The sequence below is a fragment of the Sphingobium olei genome (genome assembly GCF_042678845.1).
In the GTDB taxonomy this organism is placed as follows: Bacteria; Pseudomonadota; Alphaproteobacteria; order Sphingomonadales; family Sphingomonadaceae; genus Sphingobium; species Sphingobium olei.
In genome coordinates this window covers 397,241-413,470 of record NZ_JBHTLS010000135.1, presented here as the reverse complement: position 1 = coordinate 413,470, position 16,230 = coordinate 397,241, and the positions used below count along the sequence as shown (strand labels likewise).

Genomic DNA, 16,230 nt, shown 5'->3' with positions numbered 1-16,230 from the left:
GCCCCACATTGCAGTCGCGCCGCCCATCGGATAGCCACAGGGCGGCAAAAGAAGGAAGCAGCAACTTGGCGTTTGTGAAGGGCGCGTGGCGCATATTGGTCGCGATCAAGGACGGGCTGGTCCTCCTGTTCCTGCTGCTTTTCTTCGGCGCGCTCTATGCCGCGCTGTCCTACTCGCCCAAGCCCGCGCAATCGGTCAGCAGCGGCGCGCTGCTCCTCGACCTCGATGGGACAATCGTCGAACAGCCCGCCGAGGTCAGCGCCACCGCGCTCCTCACCGGCTCCAGCGGCGACGCGAAGGAATATCGCCTGTCCGACATCGTCGCCGCGCTCGATGCCGCGCGCAACGACGCGAAGGTGAAGGCGGTCGTCCTCAATCTGGACGGGTTCATGGGCGGCGGTCAGGTCGCCCTCGCCCGCGTCGGCAAGGCGCTGGACGCCGTCCGCGCGGCGAAGAAGCCGGTGCTCGCCTACGCCACCCTCTACAGCGACGACAGCTATCAGCTCGCCGCGCACGCGAGCGAGATATGGAGCGACCCGCTGGGCGGCGTCGCTCTGCTCGGCCGTGGCGGATCGAACCTCTACTATAAGGGGCTGATCGACAAGCTCGGCGTCAACACCCATGTCTATCGCGTCGGCACCTACAAGAGCTTCGTCGAACCCTTCATCCGCACCGACCAGTCGCCCGAAGCGAAACAGGCCAATCAGGCATTGGCCGACGCGTTGTGGCAGGACTGGCAGGACGATGTGGCGAAGGCCCGGCCGAAGGCGAAGATCGCCGCCTATGCCGCCGACCCCCTCGCCGCCGCCCGCGCCACCAATGGCGACATCGCCAAGGCCGCGCTGGCCGCCGGCCTCGTCGACAAGCTGGGCGACGCCAGCGCCTTCGGCAACCATGTCGCGACGCTTGCGGGCGATGCCAGCATCGACAAGCCCGGCAGCTTCGCCACCATCGACTTCGACCGCTATGTGAAGGCGCGCAAGCCCGCCAATGATGGGCAGATCGGCGTCCTGACCGTCGCCGGGGACATCGTGGATGGCGAAGGGGGACCAGGGACGGCGGCGGGCGACACCCTGTCGGATCTGCTTCTGACCGCGCTCGACGAAAAGAATCTGAAGGCGCTCGTCGTCCGCGTCGATTCGCCGGGCGGCTCGGTCATGGCATCGGAAAAGATCCGAAGCGCCATCCTCCAGGCAAAGGAGGCCGGCCTGCCGGTCGTCGTCTCCATGGCCAATGTCGCCGCGAGCGGCGGCTATTGGGTCTCGACACCGGGCGACGTGATCTTTGCCGAGCCGGACACGATCACCGGATCGATCGGCGTGTTCGGGATCATCCCCAGCTTCGAAGGGGCGCTTGCTAAGATCGGCGTGACCACCGACGGGGTGCGCACCACCCCGCTGTCCGGCCAGCCCGACGTCGCCGGCGGCACCACGCCCGAATTCGACCAGATCATGCAGATGGGCGTGGAGGACATCTACCGCCGCTTCGTCGGCATCGTCGCGCAATCGCGCCACAAATCGCCGCAGCAGGTCGATGCCATCGCGCAGGGGCGCGTCTGGGACGGCGGCACTGCGCGCCAGATCGGCCTTGTCGACCGGTTCGGCGGCCTGGACGACGCCATCGCCGAAGCCGCCCGCCGCGCGAAGATCGATCCGGCCAAGGCCCGCCCCTATTATATCGAAAAGCAACCCGATCCCTGGGCGCAATGGGCGCAAGCGATCGTCGACCGCGAAGAGGATGATGCCAGCGCGCCGCGCGACATGCTCGCCCGCCAGGCCCTGCGCCAGCGCGGCTGGGCGATGCAGGCGGTGTCGGACGTAAAGGCGCTCGTCACCGGTGCCGGCATCCGCGCCGACTGCCTCGAATGCCGCGGCTATGGCGCGCCCAGGCAGCGCAGCGGAACGGGTGAGCAGGGCGTACTGGCGTTGCTGGCGGCGTGGCTGAAATAGGCCCGCCGGCCCTACCCTCCTCCCGATAACCCGGCAGCCCCAGCCCGCGCCAGATCGCCACCGCCCGCAGAGCAAAGCCCAGCAGCGCCGCCACCACGCCCGCCACCGGCACGTCCAGCCCGACCCAGCGCAGCGCCACGAACAGGCCCGAAGCGAACGCCGCCGCCGTTACATATAGCTCCGGCCGCAGCAGGATCGACGGCTCGCCCGCCAGCAGGTCGCGCATGATCCCGCCGACGCATCCCGTCACCACGCCCATCATCCCCGCCACGAAGGGCGGCACGCCAAAGCTCATCGCCTTGGCCGCGCCGAACACGGCAAAGGCGGCCAGCCCGATCGCGTCCAGCCAGTCGAGCGCCCGCTCGCTCCACCAGCGGCGCGGACTGAACCACACCACCACCGCCGCACTCATGCAGGCGATCGCCGGCACCGGGTCCACCACCCAGAAGACCGGCGCACCGATCAGCAGGTCGCGCACCGTGCCGCCGCCCACGCCAGTCACCAGTGCGAAGAAGGCGAACGTCACCAGCGTCTGCCGCAGCCGCGCCGCCGCCAGCGCGCCGGACGCGGCGAACACGAACGTCCCGACGATGCTCAGCGTCTCCAAAACCGGGCCAATGGACGTAGCGAGCGAAGGTGTCGGCGAAAGCATGGCCCTCTCTCTAACCGTTCGCTTCGAGCGAAGTCGAGAAGCGCTTGCGCGCCCTTCACCCTCGCTCCATCGCAACGCCCCTACTTCCGCCCCTTCTCGCCCGCCAGCCGGCTCATCAGGATCGCGGCGCGCTTCGCCTGCCGCTTCATCGTGGAAAGGTCCGCTTTCTCCGCCGGACTGTGATCGCCGCTCGACGCGAGGCCCAGCCCCACCAGCCCGTCCGTATCCGCCGCGACGAAGGCAATGTCGCCCGCCCCGCGCTTGAGCGGATCGAGCGCCGCCATCTCTTCCAGACCCAGGTCGCGATTGACCGCGTTCAGCTTGGTCAGCAGCGCCCGGTTGCCCGCCGTGGGCGCCATCGACGGATAGCCCATGTCGAACGCGATGGTCGCGCCCGTGCCAGGCACGTGGCCCTGCTCCACAATGGCCTGCATCTTCGCCCGGACGCGCTGCGTCTGCTCCTCGCTCAGCGTGCGGAAGTCGCCCTTGGCGACCGCGATCGGCGGGATGATGTTGGTCTTGCCCGTCACGGCGATGCGCACGCCGTCCTTGTCCACGTCCGCGCTCTGCCCCCCGCCGATCAGCCCGACGTTGAACGTCAGGTTCGGCTCGGGCAGTTCCTTGCGGAAGGTCGTCACGATCCGCGCCAGCTCGTAAATCGCGCCGTCGCCCGCCGCCGCGGAAAAGATGCCGCTACTATGCCCCGACTTGCCGGTCGCGGTCACCGTCCAGCTGTTGGAGGATCGCCGCGCGATCGACCCCATATCCTTGCCGCCCTCTTGGCTAAGCCCCTCGAAATCCAGCGCCACGTCCGCCCGCTTGCCCGCCTGGATCAAGTCGGCGCGCGCGATGGTGACGGGATCGCCCGCATCCTCCTCGTCTCCGGTCAGCACCACCTCGATATTGGCGGCTTTCAGCGTCCCGGCCGCCTGCATGGCCTTCAGCGACAGCAGCATCGTCACCACCCCGCCCTTGTCGTCGGCGACGCCCGGCCCGCGCGCGAAATCCCCTTCCCGCACAAAGGTCTGGAACGGCGAATCCGGCTCGAACACCGTGTCCAGATGCCCGATCAGCAGCATCTTCGTCGTGCCCGCCTTGCCCTTGTGCACGGCGATCAGGTGCCCGGCGCGCTTGGCCGCATCCATCGGCTTCCACGTCACGGCAAAGCCGAGCGCCTCGAACTCCGGGCGCAGCATGTCCGCCACCGCCCTGACGCCCGCCAGGTTCATCGATCCGCTATTCTGATTGACCAGCCGCTCCAGCAGCCCGACCGCGGGCTCATATCCCGCCTCGACCGTCGCGTCGATCTTGCGCTCCGCCGGGCTCAGCGCCGCATGCGCCATCGGCGCGCCGCCAATCAGCAGCGCGGCCGCGATCATCCCCCTTGCGATCATTTCGCCAGTTCCGCCTCGATCGCCGCCACCAGCGCCGGATCGTCGGGCGCGGTCGTGGGCGCAAAGCGCGCCGCCACTTGCCCGTCCTTGCCGATCAGGAACTTTTCGAAATTCCACAGCACCTCCGGCTCGGGATTGGGTGTGATCCCATATCCGACCAGCTTCTCGCGAAACGCCGCGCCTTCGCCCTGGGCATCCGGCTTGGCACTCGTCAGCGCGGCATAGAGCGGATGCTTGTCCGGCCCGGTCACCACGATCTTCTCGAACATCGGAAAATCGACGCCGAAATTGGTGGTGCAGAATGTCGCGATTTCCTCGTTGCTGCCCGGCTCCTGCGCGCCAAAGTCATTGGCGGGAAAGCCTGCGACCACCAGCCCCTTCTCGCGATAGCCGGCATAGAGCGTCTCCAGCCCCTCATATTGCGGCGTCAGCCCGCATTTGGACGCGACATTGACCACCAGCACCACCTTGCCGGCATAATCGCCCAGGGTCGCGTCCGCGCCCTTGATGGTCTTGAGGGGGATGTTCTGGATGTCGGCCACGGGACTGTCTCCTGGGAATCGGGATAGGGCGGACCTTGGCATCAAATCGCCGCGCCGAACAGATGTCCCGCGCCCGCCGTCGCCGCCATCGCCAGCGCCCCCCAGAACAGCGTCCGCGCGATCGACCGCGCCGGCTTCGCCCCGCCCAGCCGCGCGCCGACATGGCCCAGCAGGACAAGGCAGAGCAGGCTGAGACCGACGACTCCCGCCACCGCGCCCGACCCTGGCAGGATCGCCGCCGCCAGCACCGGCGGCGCGGCCCCGGCGGCAAAGCTGGCGGCCGACGCCATCGCCGCCTGCACCGGCCGCGCCGTCGCGATCTCCGATATGCCCAGCTCGTCACGCGCATGGGCACCCAGCGCATCCGCGGCCATCAACTGCCGCGCCACCTCTCCGGCCAGTTCCACCGCCAGCCCCCGCTCGACATAGATGTCGCGCAATTCCGCCCATTCGGCGTCGGGCTGCGTCACCAGCGCCTTCTTCTCCTTGGCCAGATCCGCGCGTTCCGTATCCGCCTGCGCGCTCACCGACACATATTCGCCCGCCGCCATAGACATGGCGCCCGCGACCAGCGCAGCGATGCCGGACAGCAGCACCGACTGCCCACTCGCGCCCGACGCCGCGATGCCCGTCATCAGGCTGGCCGTCGACACGATCCCGTCATTCGCGCCCAGCACCGCCGCGCGCAGCCACCCCACCCGGTTCACATAATGAACGGCATGATGCGGCTGATCGCTGGTGGTCGGCATAGCTGCGCCTGTTCCTGTGTCCTGCATCCCTTGCTCATGCCGATCCTTTCGCCCGGCGTCGAGCCTTGCTGGACGCACTCCAGACCGACAGCTAGAATGAGGCCAGCGGCTTCTTCCTTCGGTCGCGTCGGCCTTATCGGGGAGAGCGTTCATGGCCATCACCTTCTACACCAATCCCATGTCACGCGGGCAGATCGTCCGCTGGATGCTGGAGGAAGTAGGCGAACCCTATGAAACGGTCGTCCTCGATTACAGCGATGACGGCATGAAATCCGCCGCCTATCGCGCGATCAACCCGATGGGGAAGGTGCCCGCGATCGTCCATGACGGGCGCGTCGTTACCGAATGCGCCGCGATCTGCGCCTATCTGGCCGATACTTTCCCGGCCGCGGGCCTCGCCCCGCCGCCTGCCGAACGCCACGCTTATTATCGCTGGCTGTTTTTCGCCGCCGGCCCGGTGGAAGCCGCCGTCACCAACCGCGCGCTCGGCTTCGTCGTGCCCGAAGGACGGGAGCGGATGGCCGGCTATGGCAGTTTCGATGAAACCGTCGCCACGCTCGAAACCGCGGTCAGCGGCGACGCTTGGATCTGCGGCGACCAATTCACCGCCGCCGACGTCTATGTCGGCGCGCAGGTCGACTGGGGCTTGTCGTTCAAATCCATCCCCTCATCCCCGCTGCTTGAGGCCTATGCCGCCCGCCTGCGGGAACGGCCCGCCTACAAGCGGCAGAAGGAGATTGACGGCGCGCTGATCGCCGCCACGCAGAAACAGGGCTGAACCGCCCGCACCCGACGCAAAGAGAAAGGCCCGGCAGATCGCTCCACCGGGCCTCTTCTTTGCCAGTCTTCGCCAGCGATCAGCGGCGATCGCCGAACAGCCGCAGCAGGAACAGGAACATGTTGATGAAGTCGAGATAGAGGTTCAGCGCCCCCATCACCACCGACTTGCCCACCATGTCCGTGCCCGCGACATAGGAATAGATGCTCTTGATCTTCTGCGTGTCATAGGCGGTCAGGCCGGCGAACAGCAGCACGCCGACGCCGCTGATCACCAGGTTCATCGCGCTCGACTTCAGGAAGATGTTGATCAGGCTCGCGACCAGCAGGCCGACCACGCCCATGATGAGGAAGGTGCCGAAGCCCGACAGATCCTTCTTCGTGGTATAGCCCCAGAGGCTGAGGCCCGCGAACGCGGCGGCCGTCGCGAAGAAGGTCTGCGCGATCGACGTGCCGGTATAGGCCAGGAAGATGTAGGAAAGCGACACGCCCATCACGGCGGCGTAGGCCCAGTAAAGCGCCTGCGTCGCAAAGGTCGACAGCCGGTTGATGCCGAAGCTCAGCACCATGACGAAGGCGAGCGGCGCGAACATCACGATATATTTCAGGATGCCGGGGCCGACGAACACCTGATAGGCCATGCCGCTCGACGCGAACAGCAGCGCGACGATGCCCGTCAGCAGCACGCCGCTCGCCATATAATTATAGACCGACAGCATGTAGCGGCGCAGCCCGGCGTCGAACGCCTCGCCACGCGCCGCGGTCGCGCCGCCAAAGCCCGGGATGCGGGCTTCCGTGCCAGGACGGGGATCGGACCAGTTGGCCATGAAAATCTTCTCCTTTGCCGGCAAGTCGCGCCGGTGTTCCCATTATCGTCCCATCCGTGCCCGACTTCAAGCCCAAGCCGCATTGCCGCTTCGTTACAATCGGGTCATGTCGGAACGCGCGCCGGCGTTCTGCCGTCCTCCTGTCGCCTCCCGGCATGGCGAACGCCGATCGCGCAACCTATAAAGGCCCCATGCACCGCCTGTTCGTCGCCATCCGCCCGCCCGCCGATCAGCGCGCCGCGCTCGCCACCCTACAGGCCGGGGTGGAAGCCGCCCGCTGGCAGGATGACGCGCAGTTGCACCTGACGCTCCGCTTCATCGGTGAAGTCGACCGCCATCGCGCCAACGACATAGCCGACGCCCTCTCCGCGATCCGCTTCGCGCCCTTCGATGTCCATTTCGACGGCGTCGGCCGCTTTGAGCGCAAGAGCGTGGTCGATACGCTCTGGGTAGGAGTCCAGCCGCGCGATCCGCTGGAACGGCTGCACCGGAAGGTCGATCGCGCCTGCGTCGCTGTCGGCCTACCGCCGGAGGGACGGGCTTACCTGCCCCATGTCACGCTGGCCCGTTTCGGCCGGACCGGGGGCTTCGTCGATCCGTTCCTCGCGCGCCATGCGGGATTTGCCGGCACCCCGTTCCGCGTGGACGGCTTTACCCTCTATCAAAGTCACCTCGGCCATGCCGGCGCGCTCTACGAAGCGGTCAGCCACTATCCTGCCGCGCCGTCGCCCTGACGCCGCAAAGCTAACCCAGCCAGGGCAACCGGCAGCACTTGTGAGACAAGCCCGGCGGCCGCGGCCCGTCCGCGCCCGCCCCTGATCCTCATTTCGCGGCCAGCACGCCGCAGGCCACGCGCCCGCCCGCATTGCCGGCGGGATCGGTCACATTGTCGTCCGCCTGCGCATGGACCACGATCGCCGCGCCGTCCGCATCCAGCAAGGGCGTCGCGCCGTCGCTGATCGATCCGCCCGCGACCCGATATTCGATCGCGCCACTGCCGTCCGGCCCCACCGTTATGTTGGGCATGTCGCCCATATGCATGCCGGCCGGATTGTCCTTGCCATGCTGGCGCGCGGTCGGATTCCAGTGACCGCCCGCGCTGGCGAAATCCGGGCCGACGCACTTGCCGGTCGTATGGATATGGACGGCATGGATGCCGGGCGTCAGTCCAGTCGCCCGGACGACGACTTGCAGGCCCTCGCCCGCTTGAGTCACGGTAGCCGTGCCTCGTGCCGCGCCGTCGCCCGCCACCAGCTTGGCGGCAGCAGTGGGAGCCGCACGGGTTTCCGTTGCGGTGGCACACGCGGACGCCCCGGCCATGATCGGCAGGGCAGCGGCAAGGACGGGAAGAATCTTCATGGGGGGCTCCAGCAAGGTCGGGATTTCAAGACATCGGGATATCAAGGCGCAAACGCCGGGAAAGCGCTTTTGTTGCCGATCCGCATCGATTTGTCACGGCCCCGCCGCCTGGCCTCTCGCCTTCGCGCGGCACTGGCGCGATCTGGCCCGGCCTGCCCATGCTTTTGTTTGCCCGACCCCCATGGATAACCGGAGGGACAGGCTGCACTCGGCACCGCGCCTCAATTTTACGCGAAGCGCTCGGGCCAAGCCGACGCCCCGTTAGTTCCCCAGTCTCCGTTGGCACTACCCGCGCCGGCCCGCCGCCAAGGCGTCCAAGGCTTCCAAGGCGATGCCCGACTCAAGAAACCACCCGCCAGTCGCCCGGCAAAGAAAAAGGGGCCGGTCTTGCGACCAGCCCCTCATCTGTCGTCCATCCCGAAGGAGGGACAATCGGCTTACATGCCCGCGCCGGGGCCGTAGCTGATTTCCACGCGGCGGTTCTGCACTTCGCGGACGCCGTCGGCCGTTTCCACGCGGGGCTTCGATTCACCGAAGGCCTGGGTGGTGATGACGCCGTCGGGGATGCCCTTCGAAGCCAGATAGGCCTTGACCGCGTCGGCGCGGCGCTGGGACAGGCCGACGTTGTACGAGGCCGAACCCGAACGGTCAGCGTGACCGGCCAGCATGACCTGGGCGCTGCCGCAGCTGCTGTAGGCCGAAACCGCGTTGTCCAGAATGGTGGCGGCGTCAGGCGTGATGTCCGACTTGTCCCATTCGAAGAAGACGATGTACGGCCCCGGGTTGCACTCTGCGACCGGCGGAGGCGGCGGCGGGGGCGGCGGGGGCGGCGGGGGCGGCGGAGGCGGCGGAGGCGGCGGCGGAGCAGCCGGTTCGCCGAAGTTGTAGGTCAGGCCGAGCAGGACGCTGTGCGTGCGCAGCTTGGTTTCGATGTCCGAACCGGCGGCCGCATAGGCGGTCGAGTAGGCCGGGATCAGCTTGATGTCGTCCTGGTTGAAGAAGCGATACTTCAGCGAGACGTCGACATTGCTGGTCAGCGGGTAGCGAACGCCAGCGATCGCCTGCCAGGCGAAACCGGTGTCGCTGTCGTTGACGATGTCCGAAGCCAGCTTGCCGCGCGAAACGCCGACACCGCCGCCGACGAAGCCCTGCAAGCCGTCATCGGGACCGAAGTCGAGCAGGCCGTTCAGCATGAACGACAGGGCCGAGGCCGCGCCGCCGAAACCGGTCTGGTCAAGGTCGATCTTCGCACGCTTGTAAGCGGCTTCTGCTTCGAGGCGGAAGCCGCCGAAGTCGTAGCCGATGTTGGCGTCGAAATCATAACCCTTGTGGTAATCGACCGACGGGATCGCCGCGCGAGCCGGCGTCGCGGTGACGGTCTGGTCTTCGACGAGCAGCACGCCGGCGTCGACGCCAACATACCAGCTATCGTCGCGCGCCATGGCCGGAGTGGCCAGGGCGCTGGTCGCAAGCGCAGCCGCGAGGGCAAGCTTCCGCATCTGAATTCCCCTTTCAAAAGTGTCACGAAGGACTGCTGAAACCCTGTATCGGGAAGAAAGTTTCATGGCAAGTCCACAATTAGTGAAACCGTTGCAAAAATAACGCACTACCACCTTTGGCGGCTGCGCAAGGAAGTAATATGACACATTTTTGAAGTAAACAACGTCTTCATCAAGTCAAAACTTGGCGCGCGCAAATATCAGGCAGCGATCAGCCCATGCGCACGGAGGGCGGCCAGAATGGCGGCGATGGTGGCGCGGGCCTCCGCGTCAATTGTTGCGCCGCCGAAAGGGGCCGCGATCGCCGCCTGTCGTTCCGACACGACCCGTTCATCCTCCACATAGAGGCCGTCATTCCGTATCGCGCCATCGCGCCACTGGCTCCCGTCATGGAAAATGGCATGTCCCCTGTCCGCCAGATCAATGAAAAGGCCCGCTTTTGGCATCAGGAAACGCCATCCGCCCTCCGTCCAGCAGGCGATATCGCCCTCATGATCCTCCCATGCGCCGCTCGCTCCATCGGCAACGACCCAGCATTGGCCCGGTTCCGGCGCGGACGGCGGCACTGCCACATCGGCACTTTGCGCCCGCCCGTGCAGCAGCGCGTCGATCAGCGTCAGCGCTTCATTGTGGAAGAGTTCCTTCTGCGCCTGCCCGGCGAACAGCATCGGCAGCGCCCAGCGCGGTGTCTTGTCCATCATCGTCCCTTTCCTCGCATCCTGCCTCGATGTCAGAGGGCGGCCGTCACCCGAGCCGCCCGGCCCATCGCCCGCGTGCCGACCTGCGCCACCTCGATCGTCACCATGGTCCCGGCAATGCCGTCCGCGGCGATCATCGCCGCGCTATAGGTCCACGCCGGTTCCGCCACTTCGGCCCCGCGCACCAGCCTGTCTCCGTCCAGCACCCGCACCGCATAGCGCTCGCTTTCCTCGGCCATCGGCACGTCGCTCCCGCTCGTCCAGCGCCACCCGGCCCGGCTGCGCCGCACCCATCGAACCGCCAGCTCGTCCCCCACTCTCTCCACACGCAGATGAACCGGCGACGGCGGGATCAGCGCCTCCCCCCGAACGGTCGCCTCCGCCTCCACCGCGTCGGCGTCGCCCAGGCCCAGCGCCGCGACCTTCAACATCGCGCCCGCCTCGCCGGTCAATCCCGCCAGTGCCAGCGGCTCCGCCAGCCGTTCCTCCTCGATCAGCAGGAAGGGCTCGCCCGCTTCATGCCCCGCCATCGCCCATTCGGTGCCGCGCAGCCCCCGGCGCAGACCCGTCAGCCGCCACAGCCCCGCCCCGATCGGCACCGCCGCCTCGAACTGGATCAGCTCCCGTCCGACCAGGCACAGGTTGCGCCCCTGCGTCAGCGCCGGCTCGTCCGCGCCGACAAGCATCATGTCCTCGGCCAGCAGGGCGACGGTCAGCGCCCTGCTCCGGTCCACCAGCATGGCGCTGCCCTCCGGCAAAGGCGTGACCGCCTGCCCCAGGGTCGCGCGCGGGGCGCTGCGGCCGATCGGCGTCGCGTCGCCACTGGCGTCGATCAGGAACAGCGCCGCGCTGCGCCATCCCGCCCCGCCGCTCGCTGCGACGACCAGCAGCGGCACACCCGCCACGCCGTCCCGCAAGGGCGGTAAATCCACGATCCTCAGCGTCGTCGCCCCATGCGGTGCATCGGGCGGCCGCACGATCGCGCCCGGCGACGCCCCTGCCGGAACCGATCCGCCCGCGCCCGGCACCCGGCGCAGCGCCAGCCGCACGGCCATCGCCTCCCATTCGCGTTCCTCGATCCGCCACAGCCCCGGCGCGTCCGCCACCGCCACAGTCATCCCCGGCTCCAGCACCAGCACGTCCCAGCCGCAGCGCAGCGTCATCGTCGCCCGCCCCGCCCAGCCCGCGCCCAGCCGCTCGGCCGCCAGCGCCCGCGCCTCGTCCGCCGCCATCACCAGGGGAAGGTCGATCCCCTGCTCCTGCCGGCCCGGCCCCGGCCGCACCACCCGCTGCACCCCGCTCTGATAGTCGCGCGCGGCATCATAATGGCGCAGGCTGACCGCCACCGGCGTCCGGTCGGCCGCCCCGCCGGACTGTTCGCGCGGCGCCATCGCCCGGCCGTTCGCCCGCCGCGCCGCTGCCTCCGCCTCGATCGCCGCCTCTGCGTCCCGCCCCGCCGCGCGCAGCCGCAAACCCGCCTCACCCTCGCACAGCGCCAGGCCCCAGGCGTCCACCAGCGGCGCGATCGCCTCCGCCACATCCGCGCCGCCCGCCGCAAAGCCATCGACATCGGCAAGCCCGGCATCCCCGGCCACCCCGCCCTCGCTCAGTTCCGCGGCGATCCGCCCCAGCCCGACCGCCCCCTCGTCCGCCTCCACCTCGAAGGTCAGCGACGGTATCCGGTTGCCATAATCCGCCAACGCCAGATCCTCGAACAGCGCATAGGCGACGCCGCGATGCGCCGGGGTCAGGTCCGTCCCCTGCGCCGATGCGATCAGCGGATCGGCCGCCTGATCCTCTCCGCCAAGGTACAGGCGGAACCCGCTCATCTCGCTCTTGAAGTCCCCCGCCGCCCCGCGCAGCAGCTTGCCGTCCGCCCAGATGCGCCGCACCGTGCGGATCGGCCGCGCCGAAAGCGCCACGGCGAAGCTCGCCGAATAGGCATAGCTGGTGACGCTCCCGCGTCCCTTGCCCCCGCTCGTCTTCGTCACGCTCTCAATGAGGTCGGTGGCCCAGATCACCGTCCCCGCCACGCGCAGCGTGCCGAACAGGCGCGGCACCTGCGTTCCGTAGCTCGACGTCTGGACCTGCAAATCCGCCATGCGCGGCCCCTGCCGCCCTCTGGGCCGGAACAGCACCGCATGGTCGAACGCATTGCCGATCAACCCACCGATCGCGCCCCCGATCGGCCCGCCCAGCGCCGTCCCCACCGCCGTCAGCACCATCGTCGCCATATCCGGTTCCCCCAATCCGTTCCCAAGTCCTCATCCCCGCCACCAGCCCAGGATGGGCCAAAGCGAAGCCCCCGGCGTCTCCACCACCCGCCGCAATCCCGCATGGGCATGGACGAAGCCCGTCCCCGTCCAGATCATCAGGTGAAGTTGCATCGGCCCCGGCCGCACCAGCGCCAGGTCGCCCGGCTCGCCCTGCTCCACCCGCACCAGCCCCGCCGCGCGCAGCCAGCCTTCCGCCCGGCCCACGTCCCCGCTCCGCAATCCATAGGCGGAAGGGCCCTCCCGCCCCGTCGCCACCGCCGCCAGCCCGACGCAGTCGATCCCCTCGCGCCCCCGGCCATGCAGCCGGAACGGCACGCCGATCATCGCGCGGGCGGCGGCCACCACCGCCGCCCCGCTCATGCGCCGGGATATCGGGTCAGAAGGTCCATGCCGGGCAGGTAGGGCTCGCCGCGAAAATTGACGGCGTTGCCGAACCGCTCGGCGCAGGTCGCCAGCTGCCGGTCGCACCCTTGCGTCAGCAGCGCCAGCGCCCCCGCCGCCACCGCAAAGGCCGGCGGATCAGCCAGGGTCAGCCCGTCCGCGTCATTGTCCGTCACCGCCTGCGTCATCCCCGCATTCTCGCCCGTCAGCCAACGCAGCGTACCGAAGGCATAGGCTCCCGCCTCCAGCCCCCCGCCAGCCATCACGACCGACGCCTCCTCGACCTCCGCCACCTGCACGATCCTCCGCCGCGCCGCCATGTCCACCCGGCACGCCCGGTCGCCCAGCGTCGCGCGACAATCGGGCGAGGTGGACGGCGCGACCGGCGCACCCAGCGCCGCCGCCGCGCCGATCAGCTCCGCCGTGAAGGCCGCGCCCGTCCGCGCCACCGCGCCGATCGTCCCGCGCGCCAGCAACAGCCACAGCGCACCCGGCGCTTCCCATTCGGTCAGCCGCAGCTCCAGCGCCGCCCCGTCCCATCGCCCGGCCATCAGGTCGCGCTCGGTCAGCGCATCGCTGGTCAACGCGCCCGCCACGTCGCTGTCCCCGCCGTCCAGCCCAATGCCGCCCCGCACCGCCGAAGGCGTCATCCCCGGCGCGGCGCGGTATGTCAGGCCCCCCACCCTCAGGTCGCGGTCGTGGCTGGTCAGCCCCACCGCCACCCCGTCCCGCCGCTCGATCCGCCAGCAGAAGGCGAGCGTGCAGAGCGGCTTGCCCAGCATCTCCGCCGCGCTCATTCGCGTATCTCCACCAGCGGCACCGAGGGCGCTTCCCCGGCGGCGAAGGTCGCGCGGTTGATCTCCAGCCGGTCCTCGGCAAAGCGCACCGGCACATCGAACCGGTATCCCGCCGTCAGCACGACTCCTGCCGCCGGTGCGGCATCGAAAGCGATCACGCCCATGCCGACATGGCTCCACCCGTCGGTCATCTCCACCCCGTCCGCCGCCACGCGGATGCTGCCCGGCACCGGCCGGGTGATGCGCCGCCCCTGCGCCTCCGCGCCCTCGCCATAATGGCGCATCAGCGGAAACTCGGCGGACACCCCGTCGCCTGTGCCCAGCCGCTGGTCGATGGGCGACGGCGGCGCGCCCGGCGGTCCGCTGCGGTCGTCATAGGGATCGGTGAAGCGGAACCCGCGCGCCGCGCCCCGCCGCGCGCGGAAGAAGGCGATCAGCGCCGCCATGTCACTGTCGGACCGCACCCCCGACCCGGCGTCGAAGGACAGGCGCGCATCCGCCCAGTCGCTGCTGCGCCGCTCGTGGCCGGACACGCTTTCGACGATCTGGGTCGAAAAGGCAGGACTGACGCTCGCCTCGCGCCCGATCGCAAGCGGAAAGACTACGTCGTCAAATTCCTGCACATCATCCTCCCCGGCAAAGTTGAAACAGGTGAACCCGTCGCGGCATATCTGCGGCAGCGCCCAGATGAAGGTCGCGGCCGTCCCGCGCGCCACCGACGCCTGCGCGGCGTCGGCGATTGCGCGCCACTGTCCCGCCTGTTCCGGCAGCAGCACGAAGCCCGCCAGATAATGCTGCTCCTCCTGTCGATAGCCCAGCCGCTCGGTCGCCAGTGCCACGCCCCGCGCGGTCAGCGTCGGCCGCCCCTCCGTCACCCAGTCATAATCTTCCAGCTGCAACACATCGAAGGCGGGCCTCGCCCACCCCACCGGCATATTGGCCCGCTTGGCCTCCGGCGCGCGGGGATCGAGGATGGTCGGCAGATAGGCCAGCAGATGCGTCACGGCACCGGGCGCGAGCGTCTTCACATGCGCGCACAGCGCCGCCGTCGACGCCGCCAGCACCGCCCCCGCCGCATCCAGCAACGCCGTCTGCGCGGCGTCCAACCCGGCCCACACACTAGGGATCGACACCGGATCGCCGCCCAGCGCCGTCCGGGCCGCGTCGTCATACAGGCATATCCGCCCATCCCCCGGCATCACCCACCACCATGGCTCGCCCACCTGGAACAGCACGGGCAATCCCGCCGCCTGCGCGATCCCGACGAACGCGCCCGCCACCGCCTTCAGATACGCCATCGCCCCTTCATGCGCCGGCGACAGCAAAGTGGACGGCGGCACCCATCCGGTCAGCGCCGGATCGCCATTTTCCGCCCGCTGCTTCCAGTCGCCCCAGCAATGCGCATCGAACAGTTCGTAGGACAGCGACCAGATGACCCCCATCCCCATCGCCCTGGCGCGATCCGCAAAGTCCCGGTGCCACGCCGCGCACGGCCCGTTCAGCACCCCGCCCGCCAAGCTCACGAATAGGCCTCCTCCGGCGCGCTCCAGCCGGAAATAATGGCTCATCCCCACATAATGGTTGATCGCCCCGCGATAGCCGAGCGCATGGATCGCCTCGACGATGCGCTGCGGCGTCTGGTTGAATGCATCGTCATAGCCGGTCGCCATCGACAGCCCATGTTCCGGCAGCATCACGTCGCCCACCGCGATCACCGATCCCGCACCGTCGCAGGCGATGTCGCTCAGCTCCGCCCAGCCCTCGACTGCCGCGGGGAAGGGCGTGTCGCCCTCGTCATAGCCCGGCGGCACCAGCGATATGAACATCCGGTCGATGTCCCCCGCCCACACCGGGTCCGCCTCCTCCGGCAGGCGGTATCCGCCCACCAGGCTCGCGAAATCGAGCGTGACGACCGCGTCCTCCGGCCCGCCTTCCGCATAATTCCACAGCCGCACATACCAGGCGCGCGGGCTTCCCTCCGCGTCCCGCCCCTCGATCGTCAGCGTCGGCCCATGCGTCTCATCCAGCCTGCGCACGCCGCCAGACCGCCAGCGGAAGGACAGCCGGCACGCGCGAAAATCCCGCGCCGTCTCATAAGCCAACAAGGGATGGCTCCACCGGTCCTCCGCGTCCCAGATCAGCCCCGCCAGATCGCCCGACCCGTAGAAGACCGCATCCATCCGCAGCGCGTCCGGCCCGGTCGTCACCACGCTCGCCATCATCGGCCGGGGGAAATTGACGGTCCAGTGCGTCGCGGCAAAGCGCTTGATAAAGCGGCTTTCCTGCCCGCGCCGCTCGTCCGCCAGCCAATATTGCAGGCCGCCCATCGC

14 protein-coding genes and 1 pseudogene are annotated in these 16,230 nt (G+C 68.8%); 3 read left to right on the top strand and 12 right to left on the bottom strand.

Annotated elements, in window-relative coordinates; all coding sequences use genetic code 11:
• The first annotated feature begins 65 nt into the window (after nt 1-65).
• On the top strand, nt 66-1,949 hold the full coding sequence (gene sppA, locus ACFQ24_RS21790; RefSeq protein ID WP_380915115.1) for a signal peptide peptidase SppA: 1,884 nt from the start codon (nt 66-68) through the stop codon (nt 1,947-1,949).
• 16 nt (nt 1,950-1,965) lie between these two features.
• Here the strand turns inward: sppA and ACFQ24_RS21785 are convergent.
• From ACFQ24_RS21785 to ACFQ24_RS21770, 4 genes and pseudogenes are all read right to left on the bottom strand, one after another.
• Nucleotides 1,966-2,601, bottom strand: a pseudogene (locus ACFQ24_RS21785) (trimeric intracellular cation channel family protein); the annotation flags it as partial.
• Between the two features lie 80 nt (nt 2,602-2,681).
• Complete coding sequence (locus tag ACFQ24_RS21780; protein ID WP_380915114.1) at nt 2,682-3,995, bottom strand: M20/M25/M40 family metallo-hydrolase; 1,314 nt, start codon at nt 3,993-3,995, stop codon at nt 2,682-2,684.
• Nucleotides 3,992-4,537, bottom strand: coding sequence for a glutathione peroxidase (locus ACFQ24_RS21775; protein ID WP_380915112.1), 546 nt, complete (start codon nt 4,535-4,537; stop codon nt 3,992-3,994). The genes ACFQ24_RS21780 and ACFQ24_RS21775 overlap by 4 nt, the downstream gene beginning before the upstream one ends.
• A 41-nt stretch (nt 4,538-4,578) precedes the next feature.
• On the bottom strand, nt 4,579-5,286 hold the full coding sequence (locus ACFQ24_RS21770; protein WP_380915110.1) for a VIT1/CCC1 transporter family protein: 708 nt from the start codon (nt 5,284-5,286) through the stop codon (nt 4,579-4,581).
• Between the two features lie 151 nt (nt 5,287-5,437).
• Here ACFQ24_RS21770 and ACFQ24_RS21765 point away from each other — a divergent pair, with 151 nt between their 5' ends.
• A complete protein-coding gene (locus ACFQ24_RS21765; RefSeq protein ID WP_380915108.1) occupies nt 5,438-6,064 on the top strand; it encodes a glutathione S-transferase family protein in 627 nt (208 codons plus the stop codon).
• A 79-nt stretch (nt 6,065-6,143) separates the two neighbouring features.
• Here the strand turns inward: ACFQ24_RS21765 and ACFQ24_RS21760 are convergent, their stop codons facing one another.
• Entirely contained in the window at nt 6,144-6,890 is a 747-nt protein-coding gene (locus tag ACFQ24_RS21760) for a Bax inhibitor-1/YccA family protein (RefSeq protein WP_380915106.1), read from the bottom strand.
• A gap of 191 nt (nt 6,891-7,081) precedes the next feature.
• Between ACFQ24_RS21760 and thpR the strand changes: the two genes are divergently transcribed.
• Complete coding sequence (thpR, locus tag ACFQ24_RS21755) at nt 7,082-7,624, top strand: RNA 2',3'-cyclic phosphodiesterase (protein ID WP_380915459.1); 543 nt, start codon at nt 7,082-7,084, stop codon at nt 7,622-7,624.
• An 88-nt stretch (nt 7,625-7,712) separates the two neighbouring features.
• Here the strand turns inward: thpR and ACFQ24_RS21750 are convergent, their stop codons facing one another.
• From ACFQ24_RS21750 to ACFQ24_RS21720, 7 genes are all read right to left on the bottom strand, one after another.
• Nucleotides 7,713-8,249: a superoxide dismutase family protein gene (locus ACFQ24_RS21750; RefSeq protein WP_380915104.1), complete on the bottom strand. Its 537-nt coding sequence runs from the start codon at nt 8,247-8,249 to the stop codon at nt 7,713-7,715.
• A 437-nt stretch (nt 8,250-8,686) separates the two neighbouring features.
• Entirely contained in the window at nt 8,687-9,748 is a 1,062-nt protein-coding gene (locus tag ACFQ24_RS21745; RefSeq protein WP_380915102.1) for an OmpA family protein, read from the bottom strand.
• Nucleotides 9,749-9,948: 200 nt separating this feature from the next.
• Nucleotides 9,949-10,446, bottom strand: a complete 498-nt coding sequence (locus tag ACFQ24_RS21740) for a DUF2793 domain-containing protein (RefSeq protein WP_380915457.1) — start codon at nt 10,444-10,446, stop codon at nt 9,949-9,951.
• Nucleotides 10,447-10,478: 32 nt separating this feature from the next.
• Nucleotides 10,479-12,680: a phage tail protein gene (locus ACFQ24_RS21735; RefSeq protein ID WP_380915100.1), complete on the bottom strand. Its 2,202-nt coding sequence runs from the start codon at nt 12,678-12,680 to the stop codon at nt 10,479-10,481.
• A gap of 30 nt (nt 12,681-12,710) precedes the next feature.
• Entirely contained in the window at nt 12,711-13,082 is a 372-nt protein-coding gene (locus ACFQ24_RS21730) for a peptidoglycan endopeptidase (protein ID WP_380915098.1), read from the bottom strand.
• A complete protein-coding gene (locus ACFQ24_RS21725) occupies nt 13,079-13,900 on the bottom strand; it encodes a DUF2163 domain-containing protein (RefSeq protein ID WP_380915096.1) in 822 nt (273 codons plus the stop codon). Before ACFQ24_RS21725 ends, ACFQ24_RS21730 begins: the two co-directional genes overlap by 4 nt.
• A complete protein-coding gene (locus tag ACFQ24_RS21720) occupies nt 13,897-16,227 on the bottom strand; it encodes a DUF2460 domain-containing protein (protein ID WP_380915094.1) in 2,331 nt (776 codons plus the stop codon). The genes ACFQ24_RS21725 and ACFQ24_RS21720 overlap by 4 nt, the downstream gene beginning before the upstream one ends.
• Between the last annotated feature and the right edge of the window lie 3 nt (nt 16,228-16,230).

Bases quoted from the DNA above. Each gene is read 5' to 3' on its own strand.
- ACFQ24_RS21780 (WP_380915114.1), bottom strand. From the start codon at position 3,995: ATGATCGCAAGGGGGATGATCGCGGCCGCGCTGCTGATTGGCGGCGCG.
- ACFQ24_RS21770 (WP_380915110.1), bottom strand. From the start codon at position 5,286: ATGCCGACCACCAGCGATCAGCCGCATCATGCCGTTCATTATGTGAAC.
- ACFQ24_RS21765 (WP_380915108.1), top strand. From the start codon at position 5,438: ATGGCCATCACCTTCTACACCAATCCCATGTCACGCGGGCAGATCGTC.
- ACFQ24_RS21760 (WP_380915106.1), bottom strand. From the start codon at position 6,890: ATGGCCAACTGGTCCGATCCCCGTCCTGGCACGGAAGCCCGCATCCCG.
- thpR (WP_380915459.1), top strand. From the start codon at position 7,082: ATGCACCGCCTGTTCGTCGCCATCCGCCCGCCCGCCGATCAGCGCGCC.
- ACFQ24_RS21750 (WP_380915104.1), bottom strand. From the start codon at position 8,249: ATGAAGATTCTTCCCGTCCTTGCCGCTGCCCTGCCGATCATGGCCGGG.
- ACFQ24_RS21745 (WP_380915102.1), bottom strand. From the start codon at position 9,748: ATGCGGAAGCTTGCCCTCGCGGCTGCGCTTGCGACCAGCGCCCTGGCC.
- ACFQ24_RS21740 (WP_380915457.1), bottom strand. From the start codon at position 10,446: ATGGACAAGACACCGCGCTGGGCGCTGCCGATGCTGTTCGCCGGGCAG.
- ACFQ24_RS21735 (WP_380915100.1), bottom strand. From the start codon at position 12,680: ATGGCGACGATGGTGCTGACGGCGGTGGGGACGGCGCTGGGCGGGCCG.
- ACFQ24_RS21730 (WP_380915098.1), bottom strand. From the start codon at position 13,082: ATGAGCGGGGCGGCGGTGGTGGCCGCCGCCCGCGCGATGATCGGCGTG.
- ACFQ24_RS21725 (WP_380915096.1), bottom strand. From the start codon at position 13,900: ATGAGCGCGGCGGAGATGCTGGGCAAGCCGCTCTGCACGCTCGCCTTC.
- ACFQ24_RS21720 (WP_380915094.1), bottom strand. From the start codon at position 16,227: ATGGGCGGCCTGCAATATTGGCTGGCGGACGAGCGGCGCGGGCAGGAA.